At 49.8% G+C, this 21,506-nt stretch carries 13 protein-coding genes; 4 read left to right on the top strand and 9 right to left on the bottom strand.

From position 1 onward, the window contains the following. Nucleotides 1–208: 208 nt before the first annotated feature. The 4 genes from ABIC22_RS01925 to ABIC22_RS01940 form a co-directional block, all read right to left on the bottom strand. On the bottom strand, nt 209–1,396 hold the full coding sequence (locus ABIC22_RS01925; protein ID WP_354477686.1) for a glycoside hydrolase family 88 protein: 1,188 nt from the start codon (nt 1,394–1,396) through the stop codon (nt 209–211). Nucleotides 1,397–1,460: 64 nt separating this feature from the next. Next, nucleotides 1,461–2,261, bottom strand: coding sequence for a polysaccharide deacetylase family protein (locus ABIC22_RS01930; RefSeq protein WP_354477689.1), 801 nt, complete (start codon nt 2,259–2,261; stop codon nt 1,461–1,463). Nucleotides 2,262–2,272: 11 nt separating this feature from the next. Then, a complete protein-coding gene (locus ABIC22_RS01935) occupies nt 2,273–3,415 on the bottom strand; it encodes a serine hydrolase domain-containing protein (protein WP_354477692.1) in 1,143 nt (380 codons plus the stop codon). Nucleotides 3,416–3,441: 26 nt separating this feature from the next. Further along, a complete protein-coding gene (locus tag ABIC22_RS01940; protein ID WP_354477695.1) occupies nt 3,442–5,415 on the bottom strand; it encodes a beta-galactosidase trimerization domain-containing protein in 1,974 nt (657 codons plus the stop codon). Nucleotides 5,416–5,555: 140 nt separating this feature from the next. Here ABIC22_RS01940 and ABIC22_RS01945 point away from each other — a divergent pair, with 140 nt between their 5' ends. Next, nucleotides 5,556–6,443, top strand: coding sequence for a helix-turn-helix transcriptional regulator (locus ABIC22_RS01945; RefSeq protein WP_354477698.1), 888 nt, complete (start codon nt 5,556–5,558; stop codon nt 6,441–6,443). 117 nt (nt 6,444–6,560) lie between these two features. Here the strand turns inward: ABIC22_RS01945 and ABIC22_RS01950 are convergent, their stop codons facing one another. Then, the gene (locus tag ABIC22_RS01950; RefSeq protein WP_354477701.1) at nt 6,561–7,421 is read right to left on the bottom strand and encodes a helix-turn-helix domain-containing protein; all 861 of its coding nucleotides are present in this window, start codon (nt 7,419–7,421) and stop codon (nt 6,561–6,563) included. A 76-nt stretch (nt 7,422–7,497) separates the two neighbouring features. On the opposite strand from ABIC22_RS01950, the gene ABIC22_RS01955 reads away from it, so the two are divergent. The 3 genes from ABIC22_RS01955 (at nt 7,498) to ABIC22_RS01965 (ending at nt 13,221) form a co-directional block, all read left to right on the top strand. Next, nucleotides 7,498–8,154 carry a hypothetical protein gene (locus tag ABIC22_RS01955; protein WP_354477704.1) on the top strand — a complete coding sequence of 219 codons (657 nt, stop codon included), beginning with the start codon at nt 7,498–7,500 and terminating at the stop codon, nt 8,152–8,154. Nucleotides 8,155–8,184: 30 nt separating this feature from the next. Then, complete coding sequence (locus ABIC22_RS01960) at nt 8,185–12,177, top strand: glycoside hydrolase family 2 TIM barrel-domain containing protein (protein ID WP_354477707.1); 3,993 nt, start codon at nt 8,185–8,187, stop codon at nt 12,175–12,177. Nucleotides 12,178–12,249: 72 nt separating this feature from the next. Further along, nucleotides 12,250–13,221, top strand: coding sequence for an alginate lyase family protein (locus ABIC22_RS01965; protein WP_354477710.1), 972 nt, complete (start codon nt 12,250–12,252; stop codon nt 13,219–13,221). Between the two features lie 52 nt (nt 13,222–13,273). Here the strand turns inward: ABIC22_RS01965 and ABIC22_RS01970 are convergent, their stop codons facing one another. The 4 genes from ABIC22_RS01970 to ABIC22_RS01985 form a co-directional block, all read right to left on the bottom strand. Next, complete coding sequence (locus ABIC22_RS01970) at nt 13,274–17,788, bottom strand: Ig-like domain-containing protein (protein WP_354477713.1); 4,515 nt, start codon at nt 17,786–17,788, stop codon at nt 13,274–13,276. Between the two features lie 51 nt (nt 17,789–17,839). Further along, complete coding sequence (locus ABIC22_RS01975) at nt 17,840–18,709, bottom strand: carbohydrate ABC transporter permease (protein WP_183522861.1); 870 nt, start codon at nt 18,707–18,709, stop codon at nt 17,840–17,842. A 19-nt stretch (nt 18,710–18,728) separates the two neighbouring features. Continuing rightward, nucleotides 18,729–19,628 (bottom strand): ABC transporter permease, encoded by a 900-nt coding sequence (locus tag ABIC22_RS01980; protein ID WP_127539580.1) that lies wholly within the window; start codon nt 19,626–19,628, stop codon nt 18,729–18,731. Between the two features lie 84 nt (nt 19,629–19,712). Continuing rightward, the gene (locus ABIC22_RS01985; protein ID WP_354477717.1) at nt 19,713–21,275 is read right to left on the bottom strand and encodes an extracellular solute-binding protein; all 1,563 of its coding nucleotides are present in this window, start codon (nt 21,273–21,275) and stop codon (nt 19,713–19,715) included. Nucleotides 21,276–21,506 lie beyond the last annotated feature (231 nt).

Genomic DNA, 21,506 nt, shown 5'->3' on the forward strand with positions numbered 1-21,506 from the left:
GTACAGCCGATAATCTCTCAACCGAGATATGATAGGTATATAGGCATTATGATCTCTATAAAAAAGTATGGGACAATGCCCTCTCCCACGGCCCTATCAAAAGAACCAAGTTTGAACGAGGGTCATCATCCCAATGTGTCAGTACGGTGTTTTTTCCAAGCCTCTTATCCATGTTTCCCAATGCTTTATATAACCCATTATTCCAGTGTTATTTCCCGCTACGCTCATACCAATAACCAGGAATATCATGCGCAAGACGCATTAACGCTTCCAGGTAAAAGTAGTCGCCCCAGATCATATAATCATCAGGGGATAAGCCGCCATGAATATGATAAGACCCATGTTTAAGAAATCCTTCTGCTTCATCGTCACCGATCGTGGCATAGTTATTGATCAGCGATTCCATGCTTGTTGCCAACATCTGCTCAAAATACAGACGATCTGGATCACCAGCAGGCAAATGGGTGATAAGCTCCGCCAGTCCGGCAGCGACGATCGCTGAGGCTGAACTGTCCCGGTAAGTATCCGCAGCTATAGGAGCATTGAAGTCCCAATAAGCAACACTGTCCTCGGGTAAATGTTCAAGGAAGTAGCGGGCCATACGCTTGGAAGTCTCCAGAAATGCTTTATTTCCAGTATAGCGATAAGATAGCGCGAAGCCATATACACCCCAGGCTTGACCCCGCGTCCACGTCGAACCGTTGCTGTAGCCTTGATGAGTGGCACCGCCGATGGGAACACCCGACTTCGCATCGAAGAAAAACGTATGATACGAACTATCATCCCCTCTAACGATATAACGCCGTGTTTTCTCTGCTTGGATCTGTGCTATTTCAGCGTACGTTGGATCACCCGTCTGTTCACTTGCCCAATACAATAACGGCAGATTAAGCAGGCAATCAATAATAATCCTCCCCGCTTCTTGCTCGTTATCTGGGGCTCCCCAAGCTTGAATATAACCGCTGCCGTCACTCGTAGTCCGCCATCGTTTCATTAATACATCAGCTGCAGCAAGAGCCAGCTCCCGAGCGCCTTCATCGCCAGTGATGATCCACTGGGCTTTGGCCGATAAGCTGTATAAGAATCCGATATCATGGTGATCCAGAGAGTCATGCTGCTCAAGCCGCTGACGTAAACTTGCCACTGCCCCTTCTGCTGCCTTCCGGTAGCGTTCATCGTGTGAATATTCATAGCACAACCACAATATCCCCGGCCAGAAGCCATTTGTCCAGTCGTCGTTATCATTCAAAATATAAGTTCCATTCAGACTAACATGGGGAAACCGGGTCCCGAACTTATCCATATTATTTAGCGTTTTCGATAGAATGTCCTCAATGGCTTGTATATAACGTTGTTTTCCTTGTAATTTCGTTGTTTGCATTCCCTCGGTAGACATCAGACTTCAGTCCTCTCTTCATCTATTATGAGAAATGATCCAGAGAATGACAGTAAAAAAGGGATCAACCGAGCTCGGTCAGTTGGCCTGCCGCAAGCTCTACGACGTCCGTTTCCACGCTTACCCATACACTTTGTGCAGAGGGATTATGGACGATCCGGTAATCTGCCGAGAATCGGAGCTGCCGCAATGCATGCATATACGAAACGATTTCAGCATTCGTAGCAAACCAGATATTTTCGTTTCCGGCAACGAGTTCTCCAAATCGATCGATCAGCTCCCAGTTGTTGTCGTTCTCAAATTCATAGCTGTGCCCCCACACATACAGCAATGCCATCTTGGTATGCCTCTGCTTTAAAGCAAGTAACTGCTGCGCGTACTCCACCATTTGCCGATAATGGCAGGTCGGATGCCATCTCAGGAAGTCTGAAGGCATATTGAATCCGAACTCGTTTGCGGCAGTCCGTGCATACTCGATCCCCAGCGAAGGCAGCAGCGAGACAAGCTGGTCGTTATATGTACCAAAAGGGTAGCTCATCCCCCGCACAGGATAACCAACCAGAGCCTCCAATCCCTTTCGATCCTCCGTGATTTCCTGAACCATTTGTTCGACCGGGGACTGTTCGAGAAAAGGATGGCTGACGGTATGTGCAGATACTTCATGCCCTGTGAACAGGGGGCGTATCTCCTCCCGTGCAATAAATCCCTCTTTTCCGAGCGTACCGCTGTTTAGGTGAAACGTGCCTTTGATACCATATTCATTAAACCTCTCGACCAGCCTTCTGTCATGAATCTGCCCATCATCAAAACTCAGAGTGATGGCCTTATGCACGCCACCCGGAAAGCGATCATATCGAATTCTCATGCCAATTCCTCCTAACGTTGGTTCAAGCAAGCGTATACGAGATTTCTCAAGCGTGGATGCACATAGGGCTCTTGATTGTTCAACATATGCTGCGCATACATGACGGTCAGCTGAGAAGACGGGTCCATGATCGCCAGAGCACCGGCTGCGCCGCTCCAGCCAAATTCACCAAGCGGACTGAGCGACCCGCTGGTCTGCTTGGAACGATGTGTGCGAACACCGAGCCCGTAACCATACCCCGCAAGCTGCGACCACGTGAAATGACTGCGATTGGCCTCCGTCAGATGATCTGTTCTCATGAGATTCACCGTCTCGGCTGCGAGGATTCGAACGCCTTCGGGGCTTGTTCCTTGATGGGTAAGTGCATTCAGAAAGACGGCGTAGTCATCCACCGTAGAGAATAACCCGGCACCGCCGCTCTCATATTCCGTACCGATCCGGTAATCGTTCCCCTCCTTGGGAATAGGTTTGCCTAAGGACTCGCTATATTCATACTGTGGGGCCAAACGGCTCCGTTTCTCTTCCGATACATCGAAGCCGGTATCACACATCCCGAGCGGGCCGGTAATTTCATCCCGAACATAGGCGCCGAACCGTCTTCCATCGACAACTTCGACCACAGCGGCAAGAACATCATGGCTTAAACTGTAGCTCCACCTCTCCCCCGGTTCAAACAACAGCGGTTCTTCGGCGATGGCCGCCGCTACTTCGCGGGTTGGCGCTCTTCCGCTTGTGCGTCTTACGACTTCCAGGATTGAAGGGGAACGGATATCATAAGAGAGTCCGGCCGACATGGTAAAGAGATCCCGTACCCGGATCGCTCTCTGGGCTTTCTCCAATACCATTTCACCGCTGGGCAAGGTCACTTTCACGGCCATCTCGCCATATTCCGGAAGATAGTCCGACAACGGATCATTTAACAGGAGCACTCCCTTTTCTACCAGCTGAAGGGCTGCCGTACAGGTCAGAATTTTGGTCAGTGAATACAGCCGAATGATGTGCCTGTCGTGGATGGGAATACGTTGTTCCAAGTCAGCATAACCGCTGCGGTAGCGGAAGACCTCTTGATTGCGGTACAAAACCAAAACCTCCGCCCATGGAATACGCCAATCCGTTAGGCGGTCGATAAATATGGATAGCGGTTTGAAGTCCATCGCTTTGCTTCCTTCCTGTCTCAATATCACTCGTAATCGATAACCACCATCTGATGGCATTCAAGCTTCGGAACGGTGTAGCTAACCGAACCCTTCTCCCATTTAAAGGGAATGGACTGGACTTGCGGCGCCAAATACACATTCTTCACTTGATGGGGAGTCCGGATGGACACCTCAACATCATGTAGGGGGATGATATCCTCAATTACTTCGATATGTTTGCCACGGCGGACCGGTGACGCATACAGCAGATGATGGACCAGCCTTTTTTCTTGCTTTTGCTCCTGCAGGGTGGTTACGCCCTGGGCAGGCAGATCGGTGTTCAGCGTTTTATTAGGCAGCAGGCGGTTCAGCGCAAACAGGATCGTCTCCTTCAGGATCAGACTTCCTTGATTCGCATAATCCTCAAACACGTTCCAGGCCAGATAGATGCCACTGGCGCTCTCTACCATGCCCGGTCCTCCATAAACATCGCTGCTTGGCGTATGCTGGTGCGAACAGAAGGTAAAGACATCGCGGTTAAAGTACGGATCTTTCCTGCTTCCAAGCTCCGTTCCGCCGGCAAGTTCAAGCTTCTGGCCTTCCGTATACATGACAAAGGAAGCTTCCCCCAGGCTCGCAGGCTTGAACAACGGATGAAAAAAGTCCGGACGGTATGGATTCACTCCCACATATCTCACTCCGAAATCAATGGCGAAGGACGTGCCGTCCTGGTCCAGACCCGACCAGCCTGTGGCAAGAACCTTACCTCCCTGCTGCAAAAACAAATCCAGCTTACCCTTCAGCTCGTCATTCACCGCCACATAATCCGGTAAAATCAGCACCTGGTAATTCGAAAAATCATGCTCCGTATCAATCACATCAAATAGGATATTGCCCTCCAGCAGCATGCGTACAGCCCCTGCATCCGAATCGTTCCGACTTGCTTCTTCTTGGGCTTTAGGGTGCACACCCGCTGCTTCCAAGGACAACAACGCTACATCCGCAATGTTCGCGGCATTCACGCACCATGCTTCCTTACTTTCGACTTCACCGTAAGCCGTACCGATCAATTCATAGGTTGCCGGATCCATCCGGCCGTCAGGCTGAAGCTGATCCCCAATTGAACATTTTGCACCATTTGCAAGACTGAGAGCGGTTTCATACCGAAGTGCGTTTGGATGTTTATATCCGCCGAATTCTCCCCAAGCGGTATGAAATTTCCCGGTCATGCCAAGAAATTCGAATCCGAGCGTTTGTACGTACCTGGCCGAAAGAGGAAAATGGTCATAACCCCATCCACCTGTAGGCAGCGACTCCAGTTCCAAATGGGTATTCATTGCAGCCAAATCGCGACGACCGCGCTTGATATGTCCGCCATTATGGAAGATGGGCAGACCTGGTTTTATCGATTCCACCGCTTCCTTCACCCTGGCTGTGTAATTGGCATATGTGCTCTCCCATAGGCTCTTCATCGCTTCCTCATTGCGAGGGTCATTCTCTATACGCCGTATGGTATCCACACAGTTATGACAGTAACATTTGCGTATACCCACAATATCGAGAAACAATCCGTCTACATCATATCGGAGTATAACCTCCCGAATCTGTTCGATCAGGATATCGAGATAAGGAGAGTTCATGCAAAACTGATGATAGCCTGGCTGCATGAAGCCTTCGGCCCAATTTGTTCGATCATTCATGTCACGGATCAGCCACTCGGGATGACGCCGGGCTAGCTTTTCATCCAAACCGGCCGAAAGATACACTGGTGTTTTTACGTTGATTTCATGGGCTGCCTCGATCTGTGCCGCAAGCAAATCGAAGCTTAAACCCGGATGAATCTCATTAGCTTCCGAAGGATGATACGCCCAGCCATGATGGCACTTGGAGAACACTGTAATTGAGTCGACATGCCCAAGCTTCAACATGTCTTGAAACTGCCTTTTGTCAAAACGCTCCCCAATGGGAACAATGGCTTCCGAGGTATGGAAATCCAGATGGACTTGACGGAATCGCATGATTTCGCTTCCTTTCTCGTTCATATATCCCTAATATAGGCCTTCCAGCATTGAACGAATAGGTGTAAAGACGACTTTTTATAGCACAATTCCGACCATTCGCAATTCAGTGCATGATACAATAGGTGCATCATGAAGTAATGGAAAGGGCTGGCCTTATGAATTGTCTGGAGCTAACCATCCCCCCACTTCCGCAATTAGTGACGATTGGTCACTCCATCTGGAATCCGGGACAGCAGCACTTGAGTCGTTCGTTCAACTTGTATGACATGCTCTTTGTGATGAAGGGTACCTTGTACATGACGGAAGATGATGTGCCATTCGAAATCACAGCAGGCTCCTTGCTTGTGCTTGAGCCGAATCGTCTGCATGTCGGGCACCGCCCTTGCGAAGAAGAAACGGAAATATACTGGCTCCACTTGGCCCACCCTGAGCCTGTCCGAACGATGGACAGCGGACATATTCCATGGTCGACCCCCTTCGCGAAAGGCTCCAACCTGGATGTCACTCCGCACCGGCAGGTCATGTACATTCCCAAATTCACAAGCCTGCACACCCCGAGCATTCTTCCCTACCTGCATCGAATGATGGAGCTTCACCTAAGCTTGTCGCCCGCAACGTCCTTGCCGCTGCAGGGGCAGCTCGCTGGCTTGTTGACCGAATTGCAGTCGGCTATGCGCCTGCAGTATGCTCCACGCTCGAGAATACTGTGCGATCAAACGATAAGCTATCTCGAGGAGCATATCACCCGTCCCTTCGATGCGAAGCATATGGAAGAAACGCTCCATTTCCATGTGGACTATCTCTCCCGCTGCCTGAAGAAATATACAGGACTGAGTCCACTTCAATACCTGCATGAGCTGCAGATGAACAAAGCTAAATCTCTTTTGGAAAATACAAGCCTCCCCGTATCCGAGATTGGTGTGCTGATCGGGATTGAGAACGCCAATTACTTTATTCGCTTATTCCGAAAAAAGCTGGGAATGACACCCGGTCAATATCGAAGCACCCGCTTGGGCCGCACATGACAAAAACAGCAGGAACGTAATCGTTCATGCTGTTTTGTTATGGGTCCCTATTATTTTGTTATGAGTTCCGTTCCTATTGTTTTCCTATGAGTTCCTGTTGTCTTCTTATGAAAACGTTTAGATGTATTTGTCCCGGTATTCCGTAGGCGTACACAGGTAAATCTTCTTGAACTGGCGGGCGTAATAATTCTGATCCCGGAATCCGCTCTCTTGAGCCACTTGCAAAATGGACAAATTGGGATTACGCAGAAGCGTACAGGAATAATCCAGCCTCCGCCGGATCACATAGTCCATGGGCGTTGTTTGGAAGTTCCTTGCGAACTCGCGAAGAAACTGCCTTTTGGACAAATACGCCCTTTCCGCTAGCATATCCAGATTGAGCGGCTCCTGAAAGTGTTCCTCCAAGTACGTAATGGACTCGGCGATTCGCAGCGCTTTATTCTGAGGCCACCCGTTGTTCGCCACATAATAGCGGGAGAGCACACCCATGAGTGCCGTAAAGTAGGAGCGGATCAGCATTCGGTAACCTTCTGGCCGCTGATCATGCTCACTCAGAATGACATCCAGCAGACCGGTGACCTGCCGCAGCTGTTCATCATTCAGGGTAAGCATTCCTTTGAAGTTCATTTCCTTCCGGTAGAACGGCTCGAAATAAAATAATGCCTGGAAGCCAGCCATCAGCTTCAGTTCCTGCAGCTGAGTCATCTGGTCAGGATGAAACATGACGTTGACGTACTCGATATGATCCACGTCTTTATAGCCGTGAGACACATTGCCATGGATGAAGAACACCTGCCCGGCGGAGATCGGATACTCCCTTCCTTCGATAATGTGAGTTGCGGTACCTCCAAGAATGACAACGAGCTCGGAATAGTCATGCTGGTGGACATCAAAGTCATGAGTTAGAGGGCACTTCTCAATGCGAAAAATAAAATCCGGTTCAAGCCCCAGATCCAGATAATGGCTTTTTCTATTCATGTCGCTATTATGCTAAAGAAGGTCATTATCGTCAAGGAATTATGAAGCCATTTACAGTAACATGGGGATAAACGACATGAAACTGAGGTGGCTTATGTACCGCTATCATTTCCGTGCGCAGTGCCGCGAGAATATGGACCCGAAGCAATTGTTCCGCGAAGCTTTACCCGTACTTCAAATCCAGATGCAGGAACTCGGCGCCCGTCAACTTAGTCTGTTCCATTTCGGGACACAGCTGTTTCTTTATTATGAAAGCCCGGCTCAGTCGGTTGATCCTCATGAACTGTTCGCTCACTGCGAACACGCTTTGGAAATCTGGCCCGGAACGGGCAGTGCTAGAAGATGGGTGCCGATGACAGATATTTTCCACTATCACAAACCAGTCAGCGAGCAGCAATGGTCAAGACAAAACGCTTCGGCCCGGCCTTATGTTAGAATCGCCCATCTCAAGCCGGATCAAGTCGCCAGTTATGTGTTTTACCATTACCAATACCAAGAGGAGAAGCCGGGCGATGGAGATAAGTACGGGATAATTGCCCTGCATGAGAATCTGATGTTCTTCTACTCGGAAGATCCGGCAACCATCGAGAAGCCGTCCTATTCAGGCAAGCTTTCCACATCCCATACGCCGTCCGACTGGGCGGGAACGATGGAGCCACACTTCATACCCTGGGATTCGTCCGATGGGAACTCCAGGATCTGGCTGGAAATTCCGCTCGTGATCCGGGCATAACGATTGTCAAACGAAAGGAGTATTCCTACCATGCGAACTCAATATTGTTTAAACGGTGAATGGAATTTCATGCCTTTGTATGAGCAGGGCACTGGCTTCGAGCTTCCTGCAGAGCTGGTTTACGAAGAGCAGAAGGTTCAAGTGCCCTCCAGCTGGAGAAGCTCCTACGAAAGGCTGCCGGGAAAGAACTTCGGGATCATTCCTGAGTACGAATATGCGCCATATGATGTATTTCAATATCCGAAGGAGTGGGCGCAAGCCGAAGCGGGAGTTCTTCACCGTTCATTCCGGGTGCCTCCATCCATGAATGAACCAGGGACACGGTTCTTCCTCCGTATGGACGGGATCATGCAAAAGGCTGCCGTGTATCTCGACCATCATCTCGTAGCCATGTGGGAGGATGGTTACCTGCCTCTTCTCGTGGAGATTACCGAACTGGTCAGAAAGGATACGGAGCACGAATTTCATGTAGTCTGCGGCAGCTTTGACAAGGTGGAGATTCCTTCTGGTCAACAGAAGATCACGGGCCTTGCAGGCTCGTGGTTCGGTTCGATTGCCAGAGGGATATGGCAGGACGTATATCTGGAAAGTCGGCCGGAGATTTCACTTGCGGATGTAACGATCCGAACGTCGGTACGGGAGAATCTGCTGGACGTAGATGCTGCGGTAATCCATCCCTTGGCTTCCTCCTTAAAGACATGCCACAAGGCTATTCTTCATGTGCGCGAAAACGGTGATTCGGCGTCCTCCCCCATTCTTCAGGCTGAAGCTGATGTGTTAGCCGTGAGCGGCCAAGGGGATTCAAGCCGGCTCACGTTCCGACTGGATTGGGAGGACGCCAAGTACTGGAATCCGGAGCAGCCTTTCTTGTACAGCTTGGAGCTTGTGCTTCTGGACGGTGAGCGGGTTATCGACCGGGTGGAACAGCCATTCGGCTTCCGTGAGATCTGGACCGAGGGTTCGCAGTTTATCCTTAACGGTACGCCCATAAACTTGCGCGGTGACTCCTGGCATTTCCAGGGTGCCATTCAACAAACGCAGGAGTACGTACGCACCTGGTATGGCATGTGCAAGGAGGCCGGGGTGAACTGTGTTCGTCTGCATGCCGCGCCTCATCCGATCTATTATCTGGATATCGCCGATGAGATGGGCATGCTGATTGTGGATGAAACGGCCATCTACGGTTCGAGCAAATCTATGCCTGCCGATCATCCTGCTTATATTGCCAACTGCACAGCCCATGTCGGCAGACTGGTAGAGCGTGACCGTAATCATCCATCCATTATCCTGTGGAGCTTGCAGAACGAGATGCGCTGGGTGGACGGCCGCGATATATTCAAGCAGCATATGCCTTCCATGATGAATCTCATTCGTGAGTTAGATCCTACCCGCCCGATCATTGCAGAAGGCGATAACCGTCTCCTCCCCAAAGAACTCACGGAGGTGGAGAGCAGGCACTATAACATAGATGGCACTATTGACGCATGGGATCGGAAGGCTCCTCTCGTATTCGGCGAGCATGGCGGCTGGTGGTATGTCTGTCCGCAGAACAGCAGCATGTACGTAGGCTTTGCCGCGTATCGAAACACGGATGAATGTATCCAAGGTCTGGCCGAGAAGGAGCGGCTGTTCGTGGAGTATGCGAGGCGGCAAGGAGTTTCGGGAATCTCCACCTTCAACTTCGCCCATTATTTCATGCGGGCCATGCCGGAGCACGATATTGTGCTTCCTCCATCCGCTCCAGATACGCCGGGGCCGAAACCAAAAGTCATTCCGAAATACGCGCTAACGCTGAATAACGGTCTTCTTCCGAAGGAATATCCGCTCTATATGAAGAACCCGTCCTTCCCGATCATGGAGGCCTCTTTCAAGCCCGCTACCATGATACCGGCAGAATACAATCGTTCCTTCTTCGATGATGTGCCCATTTCCAGAAGCTTCGATGTCTATAACGATACGTTCCATTCAAGCCAAACTCGGATTGAATGTGAAGTACGTCAGGAAGGCAGACTCCTTCACCAGGAGCACTTCCTATTCGACCAAGAACCGGCGGATCATGAGATCGTGACCGTTACATGGAAACCTGAGCCTGTTAAGGATGTAACCGCTATACACGTTCATGCCGTAATGTTTCACGATGACAAGCTCGTTCATGAGCTGAATTTGCAGTACAAACTGTATCCCTCACATTATAAAACCACCCCGGTCTCTATAGGCCGACCTGTGGCCTACATAGGTCGGGACGAAGACTTCGATCGGATAAACGTCCTTGTCCCGGAATGCAGACGAATCCGGCTTGAACAGCTTGGTGAGCTTTCACCTAATCACCTCGTCGTTGCAGGCAGCGGACTGGAGGATGAGGACGGTCAACTGGAGATTACGCTCCAAAATTATGTACGGAGGGGCGGGCGTCTTCTGCTGTTGGAGCAGCTCCATCTGTCTCTGGGTCATTTGACGATTTCGCGGCAGGATTTCATCCGTGCCCACGCGGGCAGCTATACCCATCCCATCCTTCAGGGCTTGGACAATGATGATTTGATGTTTTGGGACGAAAAGATCCGTGAGGATGGCCCCCCTCCTATCATCCACGCCGCTTTCGAGAAACCGATCAAGGGCAATTTCAATATGATCTTGGAGTGCAGCGCAGGGGATTTTGGAGATGGCGGGGATCTGTGGTCACCTCTACTGGAATACCGGAACGGCAGCGGCCTCTTCATCGCTAATCAACTGCAGCTCATGGAGCACTTCGATACCGTCCCTGCGGCCTGCTGCTTGCTGCGCAACATGCTCACTTATGCAGGAAACGTCGAAGCGATATCGATCCGAACGGGTGCATGGGTTGGATCGGGAGGAACAGCAGAGCATTTCCTGCGGTCCCTTGGCCTTTCCTTCGACGTGCTCGAGAATATCACGAGCAGCCTTCTTGGGACATATCAACTTGTTGTCGTGGAGCCAAACCTCCTGTTAGATTCGAATTCCATAGCCGTTTTGAATGAATATGTTCGGCATGGCGGTAAACTCGTTGTCCTTCCCGCTGTTCCTGGTCATGAAGCCGCCCTATCTGCACTATTGAAGCGCCCTGTCTCGATCCTGAAGCATGAAACGTACCACTTGGAGGCGAATTACGATAGGCCTGCGGTCCAAGGACTAAGTCCGGTTGACCTGTTCGGTTTCGACAAGGTTTTTCTCTCGCCCAGAGAAGTCGTTAATCGTCCCTTGGCCTCTTACCGTCTGGATACGACCGATGCGGCGGTACTATGTGCAAGCGTAGAAGGGACTGCGTGGAAGGATTATTTTGTACATGGGCATACGTCGGAATACAGCAGGCTGGCATTGGTGGAGTTAAACCGGGATCATCAGCGTCCTGCCGGGAGTTTCGTACTGCAAGCGGAACAGGAACAAGGATGTATCATTTTATCTCAACTGCTCCTTGAACCGGATTCCGCCAAGTCCATACGCTTTTATAGCCGACTCTTGGCCAATCTGGGGGCTGCCATAGACGACGGTCTTCTTCACAGATCCAAAACAGACGCGCACTGGTCCGTTGAAAAGGTCATGGCCCTGCCTTGCAAGCCTTGGGTCAATTACGAGGCGATGAAGGCCTATTATACGGACCCGGAATTCTCGCTGAACAATCTGGGCGAGGGGCTCTACGGCTGGATGCTCAAGAAAGAACGAAGCTCTTCGGACGGTGCCTTTCTTATCCAGGATCCTGGGGATGAGCGCTGGTTCCTCAGCTGTTTCGTTCATGGTTTGGACCCTTCATGCAATCCGGTCGATGGTATCCTTCAAGGTAAGCTTCAAGTCAACACAAACTGCGAATATGAGATTTATCTAAACGGGAGTCATGTTCCCGAACCGGAGAGACATATCGAGCTGCGTGCGGGTATTAATCGTCTGATCGCCATCGTGCAAGGAGCCGGTGAGGACATCCGGTTTGGTATGGTATTTAGGAACTCAGCCGGTTCATATATGAGGCATCTTCAATATCGTCTGACCCTGGATGATGTAGAGCCCAAGTAAGTTTACTTTTCCGTATCTGATACTGCGACAACGGTATTAATGAATCATTCCATTTCAAAAGAGGTGGGCTGCATGCATATGAATCATCCGACTGCACTTGAAGTTCTTCTTGATCAAGCAAACGAGAGTCTATCTGCGAACAGCCATGCGATTGCCACTTGGGGGATTCCCGGCTTTTACCAGGATACGGAGGGACACACGCTCGCGAAGCGGCGGATGGAAAAGGATGCCCAGACGGCCTATACGACTGCACTGGCCTACCGGCTGACAGGAACAGCTGCTTATGCAGGCAAAGCGAAGGAAATCATCATGGGCTGGGCAGTGGTTAATCGGGAGATTACAGGTGCGGATGGACCATTGGTATCCGCCTATCTGGGGGTTGGACTCCTTCTGGCGGCGAATGAAATCAAAGAATACGTGGACTGGAGCAAAAAGGAGCGAGAAATGTTCACCCAATGGATGACCCGGGTGTGCCTGCCGGAGTGGGATCGAATCCCCCTCCGCAACAACTGGTGGAGCTGGAGTCTGTATGCCCAGTTAGCGCTGTATCGTTTTATGGATGATAAGCTTCGTTTGGCAGAAGAGGTGACCGCGCTCAAAGAACATCTCGAACACTCCCTCTCCATCGAAGGATTCATTCCGGAAGAAGCGTCCAGAGGCAAGCATTCCATGTGGTATCATTATTTCGCTCTCGCTCCGGTAACGGCCGCCGCCAAGCTCGTCCTGGACACGACGGGAGAGGATTTGTTCCGCTGGGTCTCACCTGGAGGTAAAAGCCTCAAGTATGCCGTCGAACAATTCTTCCATTATGTCAACGGACATCTGAAGGAATGGCCGTATGACGATAATCCGATCTTCCCGGCAAAGCTATCTGGCAATACATGGCCCCTTGATCTGGTTGAGGCGATGGCAAACATCTATAAGAATCCGGACTTTGAACGTTTTGTCGCCCCTTACCGTCCAATCACAGGCAATATTAATATCAACAGCGGCCTTTATCATGCTTATGCCTGGATCTATCCCGAGCTGCAATTCCAACGTTAGCTATAAGAAAAGAGCCTTTCCGAATATGATCGGAAAGGCTTCTTTCTGTCGTCTATTCTGTTGTTACCGCCTGCCCATCTCGAAGCAGGAAGGCTGCTGCTTCCTCCGTAATATGTTTGCCACTCTGGGCTTGAACCTCATGGAGGAACGCTTCCGTATTCCCATTATCCAGCTTCTTGATCAGGCTATTAGCGATCCCGCCATTATCAATCCAGGACTTCTCCCGAAAGAGGGTTACCAGTGCTTTCAGTGAGCTGACATTTGCATAAGTGGAGACCGTCACAACCGCTTCCTGTTCATTCCCCGCTTCGTCTGTGGCGATTACTTTGAAGGTGTGAGCTCCCAGGGGCAGCATATAGAGAAGCACCGCCGCTCCCTGCTCGATCTGCTGATCATCAAGCCTTGCTGTACTCTTCAATTCATCAACCCCGGACACCTCATCGACAGCTGTCCACGACAGATTCAGGGAGTCTGCGCTTGTATAATCTCCAGCAAGCGGCTCTGCCACCGAAATCATGGGTGCCGAAGCATCCAGATTAAACTCCAGCGATTTCGCTTCCTCCGCGTTTCCGGATGAATCCAGTGAACGGTATAGAATGGAATAACGGCCGTCCTGACTGAAGGTCAGAGAGTCCTGATAGGCCAGCCAGGTATCCCCTCCATCCAGACTATATTCTGTCGATGCGGATGCAGAAGAGCCTTCAGAAGAATGCAAGGCAAGGGTTACAGGCTGTGTATACCAACCATTCATACCGTTCGGTTCTGCCGGACTCATCACCGCCGTGGTCTCAGGAGCAGTTCGATCCGTATCAATCAGGGAAAATTGGATGTCATCGAACCACATTTCGCTGAACCCGCCAACATAGAAACCTACCGTTCCAGAAGGGTTGTGCTTGGTATCCGACCCTTCAAGTCTAAGTTCCCCGTTTACGTACACGCGGATGTCGGCACCTTCGACCCGAATGCGGATCGTATACTCCGTATCAGGCTTCAGATCCTCATCAGGCAGATTCGTCGTTTTCAGAGCTGTCCATGCTCCATTATAAAGAATCCATTGTGAAGTGCCATCCGCCAGCTTCTTGTATGTAATTTTCCCGGATGTGCTGGAGACGGAACGATCATATACATATAGAGTTCCCGTATCCGTCATGACCGCCGGCGTCTTCAGCTTGAAGGTAAGGTCATAGTCGGTATATGTCTTCGGATGAAGGGCCGAGGCGCCTTTGAGAATTTTATACTTTTTGTTGCCATCCACAGTTACGATACTGCGGTTCGGGTCCACCGGCCATCCATTCGCTCCCGAATCGAAATCCGTAAAGTGCATCACATCGGATACCTGAATGCGTACGGATGCTGATGCTTCCGGGTTGGCGACTGATGTTACGGTGATTTCAGCCTCACCTTCCGCCAAAGCGGTTACCAATCCATGTTCATCCACAGCGGCAATTCCCGGTTGGGAGGTATGAAAGATAACCTCCTTATTCTCCGCATCAAGCGGATCAAATTGAACTTGCAGCTGCTTTTGTTCCCCCTTGACCATGTTGACATGGCTCTCACCCAGTAGCAAACCCGATACTTCCCTGCTTGGAACGGTAAATTTGATGTCCTCAAACAGAAGCTCACTGAAGCCGCCGGCATAGAACCCAACCTGGCCGGATGCATTGAATGTCGAATCGCTCGCCTTTAGCTTCAATTTGTTATCCACGTAAACACTAATCTCCGGACCCTTAACGATGACTTTCATGTTATAGACCGTATCCGGCTGCAGATCAGGAGCAGCCAGCGTATTCTGCTTCACTGCTGCCCAGGCCGCATTATACAAGAGCCAGGCAGATGTTCCATTTGCATACTTCCGGTAACCAATCCTGCCGCCGCTTCCGCCAGAGTTCAACCGGTCAAACACATAGAATGTGGCATCATCTGCAATGATTTTCGGCGTCTTCATCTTAAAAGTCAGCTCATAATGGTTGAACTCGTTCTCATTTAACGTTGTTGCTCCTTTAACGAGCTTATACATATGGTTACCGCCTTCAACCTCAACAATGCTCCGGTTCGGGTCTGTCGGCCAGCTGTTTCTCCCGTTTTCGAAATCGGTATAATCGATAATGCCATCCCCAACTTCAACGGTAACCTGAAGCTCATCCGTTAAGGACGGGTTGTCAGCAGAAACGGCTGTAATCGTAGCATTCCCTATACTAACCCCCTTCAGCTTGCCGCTTGCATCCACCTTAACAATCGAAGGGTCGCTCGACGTGTATTGAATAGCGGGGTTCGTTGCGTTCCAGGGAATGACTGCGGAATACAGAGCGAATGACTTCCCAATCCCAATGGTTACGCTTTCGTTATACAATTGGATTCGATCCACAGCAATGTGATCCGGAGCCAGGTATGGACCCGCTTTTCCCTGAGTCCCCATCTCACTGAAAGGGATGGCCGGGAAGCCAGGAATCTTTTGGAACACTTCTGCATCCGCCTTCAAATTCAGATCCCCATTTGCCAGATTAACGAAGCCAGGGTCATGATCCGTAATCCAGTTGTTCGCATACTGGAGCAGGTTTCGCTTGTCATTTGCTCCCTGATTATTCGTGCCGCTTAATTTCCTCGTCGGGTTATAGATCACATTGTTCTGAAACGTGTTGGTATCCGGAAAATACCGGTTCTCCGTGAAGAAATCCGCCAGTTCCGGGTATTTCTCCATATGCGGCGTGCCTTCGAAATTATTGTTCTTTTCAAACAACGCCTTCCATTTGGGCATATAGTTTTTGGATATTTGCTGATCCGGTTGATCGCCTAGATACATGTCCGAATATTCATACGGTACTTTGGCATCAATAAAAAGATTGTTTCGGGTCCTGATATGAGCACCGCCGTTATTGAGAATGGCATCGTTACCCATGCCGTTAAATATATTCTCTTCAATGGTAATGCCCATGGTAAAGTTATCGGGATATACCCCTTGAACCCCTGCCTTGCCTTCCCCGATATTGTGGAAATAATTCCGGCGGATCACCGATCCCCGTTCCTGAGGCGACTCGCCCAGATTCATATAGATGGCACCGAGATCCGAGAAGGTTTTGCAGACGTCATAAATATTGTTGTATTCCACGAGATGGTCATTGCCAAAGATCAGCATTCCCGGATGAGGAGCGTCATGAATTTCGTTGTGTGAAACCTTGTTCCCCGCACCGGTCAGGAAGATGCTCGGATTATAGGCTTTATGGTAATAAGCAAAATCATGGATATGGCTGTTCTCCACGATATTGTTGCCTGGCTCAAGCGTCTTCTTATCTCCACCATTCAGAATCACCCCGGTCCCTCCGATGTGATGAATATGGGAGCTGATCACCGCATGATTCACTCCGTCCACTTTGGCAAAGTCGTTATACAACCAGCGGCTCTGCGTATTAATCAATACGCCCCCATTGGAGAAATTCCGTATTTCGCAGTGCTCCAATCGGACGCTGTCCCCTCCCATAATGACTGCTGCGGAGTCCCGGCCATTCTCCAGGATCAGGTCCTCAAAGGTCACATGCGACAAATTGTTCGCGTTAATCATCGGTGTTTTAAGCATTGTAACCATGATCTCAGGATGATCACTTTCAAAGGCAGCCGTAGGCATAAAGTAGAGTTTGCCTTGCTTCCGGTCGATGTAATATTCACCTGGCATATCGATCTCCTCAAGCAGGTTCTGGGCAAAATGGAAGTCCGGGTACCAGTTGGTAAACAGACCGCTCATCTCTCCGTATGCCAAGGTAATCGTCTTGTTGCTTGTATCGATGGATGCCACTTGGTTGTACGACCATTCCCAGCTGTAACCGAATATGCCATCCAACCAGATGTCATCCGCCTCTTCCCAGAGATCCGGTCTTTCGTAATTGTAGGTAAAGGTCCCGCCGCGTGTCTGCAAATCCGGGTCACTGCGGGTAGGTCCGGGATCGGTGATGGTGCCCATCTGGACCGTTCCATTGTTTGGCCAGCGGGCAAGGGTCATGCCTTGACCTTCGACATACAGCTCCATCGGAGGAACCTGACTGATGTCATTGGCTTTGTAATAACCATGCCGGCTCATTACACCGTAATCGGTGATGCCTTGAGCTTTCAGGTCTACCTGAAGAACCTTCGTTCTGGCATCCGCACTGATAATTCGGTCCAGGACATTCGTGTCCGTTACCGGAGAAAACCAGTTTTTTTGAAGTTCCAGACCGCCGTTTAACCGTACGCTTTCTCCGGGATAAGCCTTGTAGGTTATCCGCTTATTCTCCGTACCGGAGTCCTGCTCCTCCAGAAGAAAACTTTCGCTTCGATTATAGGTGCCGCCCCTTAAATAGACCGTCACACCGCCTTCAGGCAGCCCGGAACCCTTCTTCAATTGCCGGATTGCATCCCTGGCCTTTTCAAGTGTACGGAATGGAGCGGCTTCCGTTCCCGGATTCGAATCGTCACCATCATTTGAAATATAAAAGACAGCACCAGGGTTCACCGCATCTTCCGCATTCGCTCCCGTAACCGGCAGACACCCCACCAACAAGACCAGGATTAATGCAATAATGATTGGTCTCCTCATCATCTTTGGAAATACCTCCCTTATAAGATCAATCAGATAAAATGCACATGATCACTACCCTTTTACAGATCCAATCATGGTTCCTTTTTCGAAATATCGAAGCAGGAAAGGATACATGACGATCACCGGCAAGGAGCTGACAATGACTGCCGCCATTTTCAAGCTCTCCGGAGCAGGCGGGGTTGCAAGCGTCGCCGTAGTAAACGGGTCCAGTTTGCTCTCGATGAGGATCTGCCGGACAACCTGCTGCAGCACGAATTTGGATGAATCGGTGACGTAAAGCAGGTTATCCATAAACGCATTAATGTGGTAAACCAGATTCCAGAGCCCGATCGTCACAAGTGACGGAATGGACAGCGGGAGCAGGATACGGAACAGAATTCGCAAGTCCCTTGCCCCGTCGATACGAGCTGCTTCGATCAGCGCATCCGGAACGGAGCGAAAAAATGAGATCATTACAAGCACATGAAAAGCATTGGCAGCGGATGGCAGCACATAGACCCAGTGCGTGTTAAGCAGATGCAGTTCTTTGATTAATAGATATTGCGGGACAATCCCGCCATCGAAGATCATCGTGAACAACAGCAGCATGATCAGCAGCCGCTTCATGGGCAGATCGGGACGGGAGAGCGGATAAGCGGCGCAGACGGTAACCAGAAGTGTTAAGGTCGTCCCTACGACCATTCGAAACAGCGTATTCGCATATCCTGACCAGATTAGAGGATAGTCCAGAAGCCCGCGGTATGCTTCCCACTCGAAATCCCGAGGATAAAAATGAAATCCGCTTCGAAGTGCTTCTCCTCTTCCGCTGAATGAGACGGACAGAACATGAATGAACGGGTACACAACGATGAGTGCCAGGATGGACAATATAAGGTAAATCATGGCTGGTGCAATGAGCTCTTGCCATCTTTTTATTTTCATGACTGTCTTCCTCCTGCCTTTACCATAGACCGCTCTCGCCGCGGCTCAATTTTCGCACGGTCAGATTAGCCCCCAGAATCAACAGGAGCCCCACCAGCGATTTAAACAAACCTATGGCCGCGGTGTAACTGTACTGAAACTGCTGCAGACCTACCCGGTAGACATAAGTATCGATGACGTCACCTGTTTCGTAATTGACCGGATTTAACAGATTGATGATTTGTTCAAAATTTGCGCTCAGGAAACCACCAAGACTCAGAATAAACATAATAGCGACCGTGGGCATAATGGACGGGATATTAATTCGAATGATTCGCTGCCAACGGTTGGCTCCGTCAATGACGGCCGATTCATGCAGCTCCGGGTTGATCGCCGCCAAAGCAGCAAAGTAGATGATCGAGCCCCAGCCGATATCCTTGAGGATCGAAGAAATGACCACAATCGGGCGGAAATATTCCTTCTTTCCCATATAAAAGACAGGTTCCCCTCCAAACCACTTCACAATTTCCCCTACAACGCCGGACGTTGGAGAGAGAAAATAAATAATCAGGCCGGACATGACGACCCACGATACGAAATGAGGCAAGTACATGGTCGTTTGGATGAACCGCTGGAAATACCTTGACCTCACCTCGTTAAGCAAAATCGCCAGTACGATTGGTGCGGGAAAAGCAAAGATCATCTGATACAAATTCAGGAGCAGCGTATTTTTAAGTAATCGATAAAAGTCCCCATTCTGAAACAATTCTTGGAAATGGCGGAATCCCACCCACGGACTTCCCCATATCCCGTCGACGACCCGGAAATCCTTGAAGGCAATGACGACTCCATATAATGGGCCGTATTTAAATACGACGAAGAATGCGAAGGCGAACAGAAATAATAAAAGCAGCTCTCCGTGTTTTTTTATCGTTTTCATGGCGCACTTCCTTGTTAAACCGAACCTGGAAGACCTCCCGCAAGGGATCATTAATCCCTCACGGGTGCCCAGGCCAAGTCCGGGTTATTTTTTGAATTGAGCTTGGTACATTTCATTGGCTTCCTTCGTTAATTCATCGCCGCCTTTTGCCTTCCATTCCGTTACGAATGTATCAAATTCAGTCAGAGGAATTTCGCCGCTGATGATTTGCGCGAAATATTTTTGCATGAGTGACGTCAATTCCTGTTTGTATTTTCCGTCCGAAGGCAGTACAGAGAATAGCAGCGCATCAGTCCATCTTGGAGCAGATGAATACGTTTTGACCGCCTCATTCAGCTTCGGATCGGAATATTTGTCCCGATAAGCCTGGGTGGTAATGTTACCAAAAGAGAACAGACGGATTCCCAGTTGATCACGTTGCTCCTGCTTATCGAATCCAGGCAAAAATGTAGTCGCCCCCGAGGTAGCACCACTCTCAGCAAAATCCCATTGCTCCCCCTTTACACCAAGGCTGGTCATATTGATGGTCTCTTCATCATTGCTCTGTGCCTGTAAAATTTCGAACAGCTTCTCAAGCTTCTCAGGCTGATCCTTGACTTTGCTGCCGATAACCAGGAAATTGCTCTTGATTCCCCAATCCCATGAGCCGTCACCGCCAGGGCCCTTCGGATTTTTGGAGAATGCCATTTTGGCATCCGGATTCAATGCCAGCATTTCCTTGACTGTGGCAGATTCCGGCAGGGCGCCTTTGCTGATCTGCTCTTCAATGACACCGATCCGATTGTTATACAGTTTCTTACGATAGGAATCCTGTGTATCTGTAATAAATTCAGGATCGATGACCCCATCCGCATACCATTTGCGCAGCTTCGCCAAGGCTTCCTTGGTCTCAGGCATGATCGATCCATTTACAATCTGACCATCCCTCTCCATCCACATGGTCGGCTCGACACCGAATGCACCGAAGATGGAATAGAACCCGGATGACCACGTGGACGTAGCTGTTCCTGTCAACCCGTACGTATCCTTCACACCGTTACCGTCCGGATCCTTTTGTGCAAAGGCATAAACGGCTTCCTCGAATTCATCCAACGTCTCCGGGACTTTCTGAATGCCGACCTGATCCAGCCAGTCTTTACGCCACAACATCCCCAGATCGTAAGGCTTCAAATCGATAAACATCGGGATAGCCCACAGCTCGTTATTAACGGTAACGGTCTGGAAAAGCTCTTTCTTTTTCTCTATATCCGCGTAATACTCAGGCATTTTCTCCTTCAACATGTTCTGGTCAATGCTCATTAACACGCCCTGATTTTGGTAAGCGATTACATTAGAAGGATCACCGAGCATGAATATGTCTGGTATATCCCCGGAAGCTATACTGGCGTCCGTTACCTTCACGGGTTTGATCTTTACATTAAACTTCTGCTCCAGCCACTTCTGAACCTCCGAGTCATTGACAACTCCATCTGCGGCAAAGTGAATGCCCCAGGAGATTTCGATCGGATCGGAGTTTGCCCCCGGCGTTTCTCCTGCATTTGAACTCGGGCTTGAGGTATTCGTCTCGGAAGTGCATCCGGTAAGCAAGCTTGCCGTTAAACTTACAGCCAGTAAGATAACGCTTACAAATTTGATTCTTTTACTCAAAAGAACCTACCCCCTGTTGTTGGATTGGTTTTGGATTCGAGAATCCCGCATCCTGCATCACGACCCGGCCGGGTATTGGAAACGGTTTTTACATACTTAAAATTTAAGCTTTATACCTTCTGGCGCACAATCCTCTCATTCCATTTTTTTTATGTTTTTGGCTTCAGAAGCCGCGTAGAGTCACTGACGTTATTCCGTTTTTTGTATGTTTTTCAATTTCGATCTGTTCTA

The sequence above is a fragment of the Paenibacillus sp. PvP094 genome (genome assembly GCF_040546835.1).
In the GTDB taxonomy this organism is placed as follows: Bacteria; Bacillota; Bacilli; order Paenibacillales; family Paenibacillaceae; genus Paenibacillus; species Paenibacillus illinoisensis.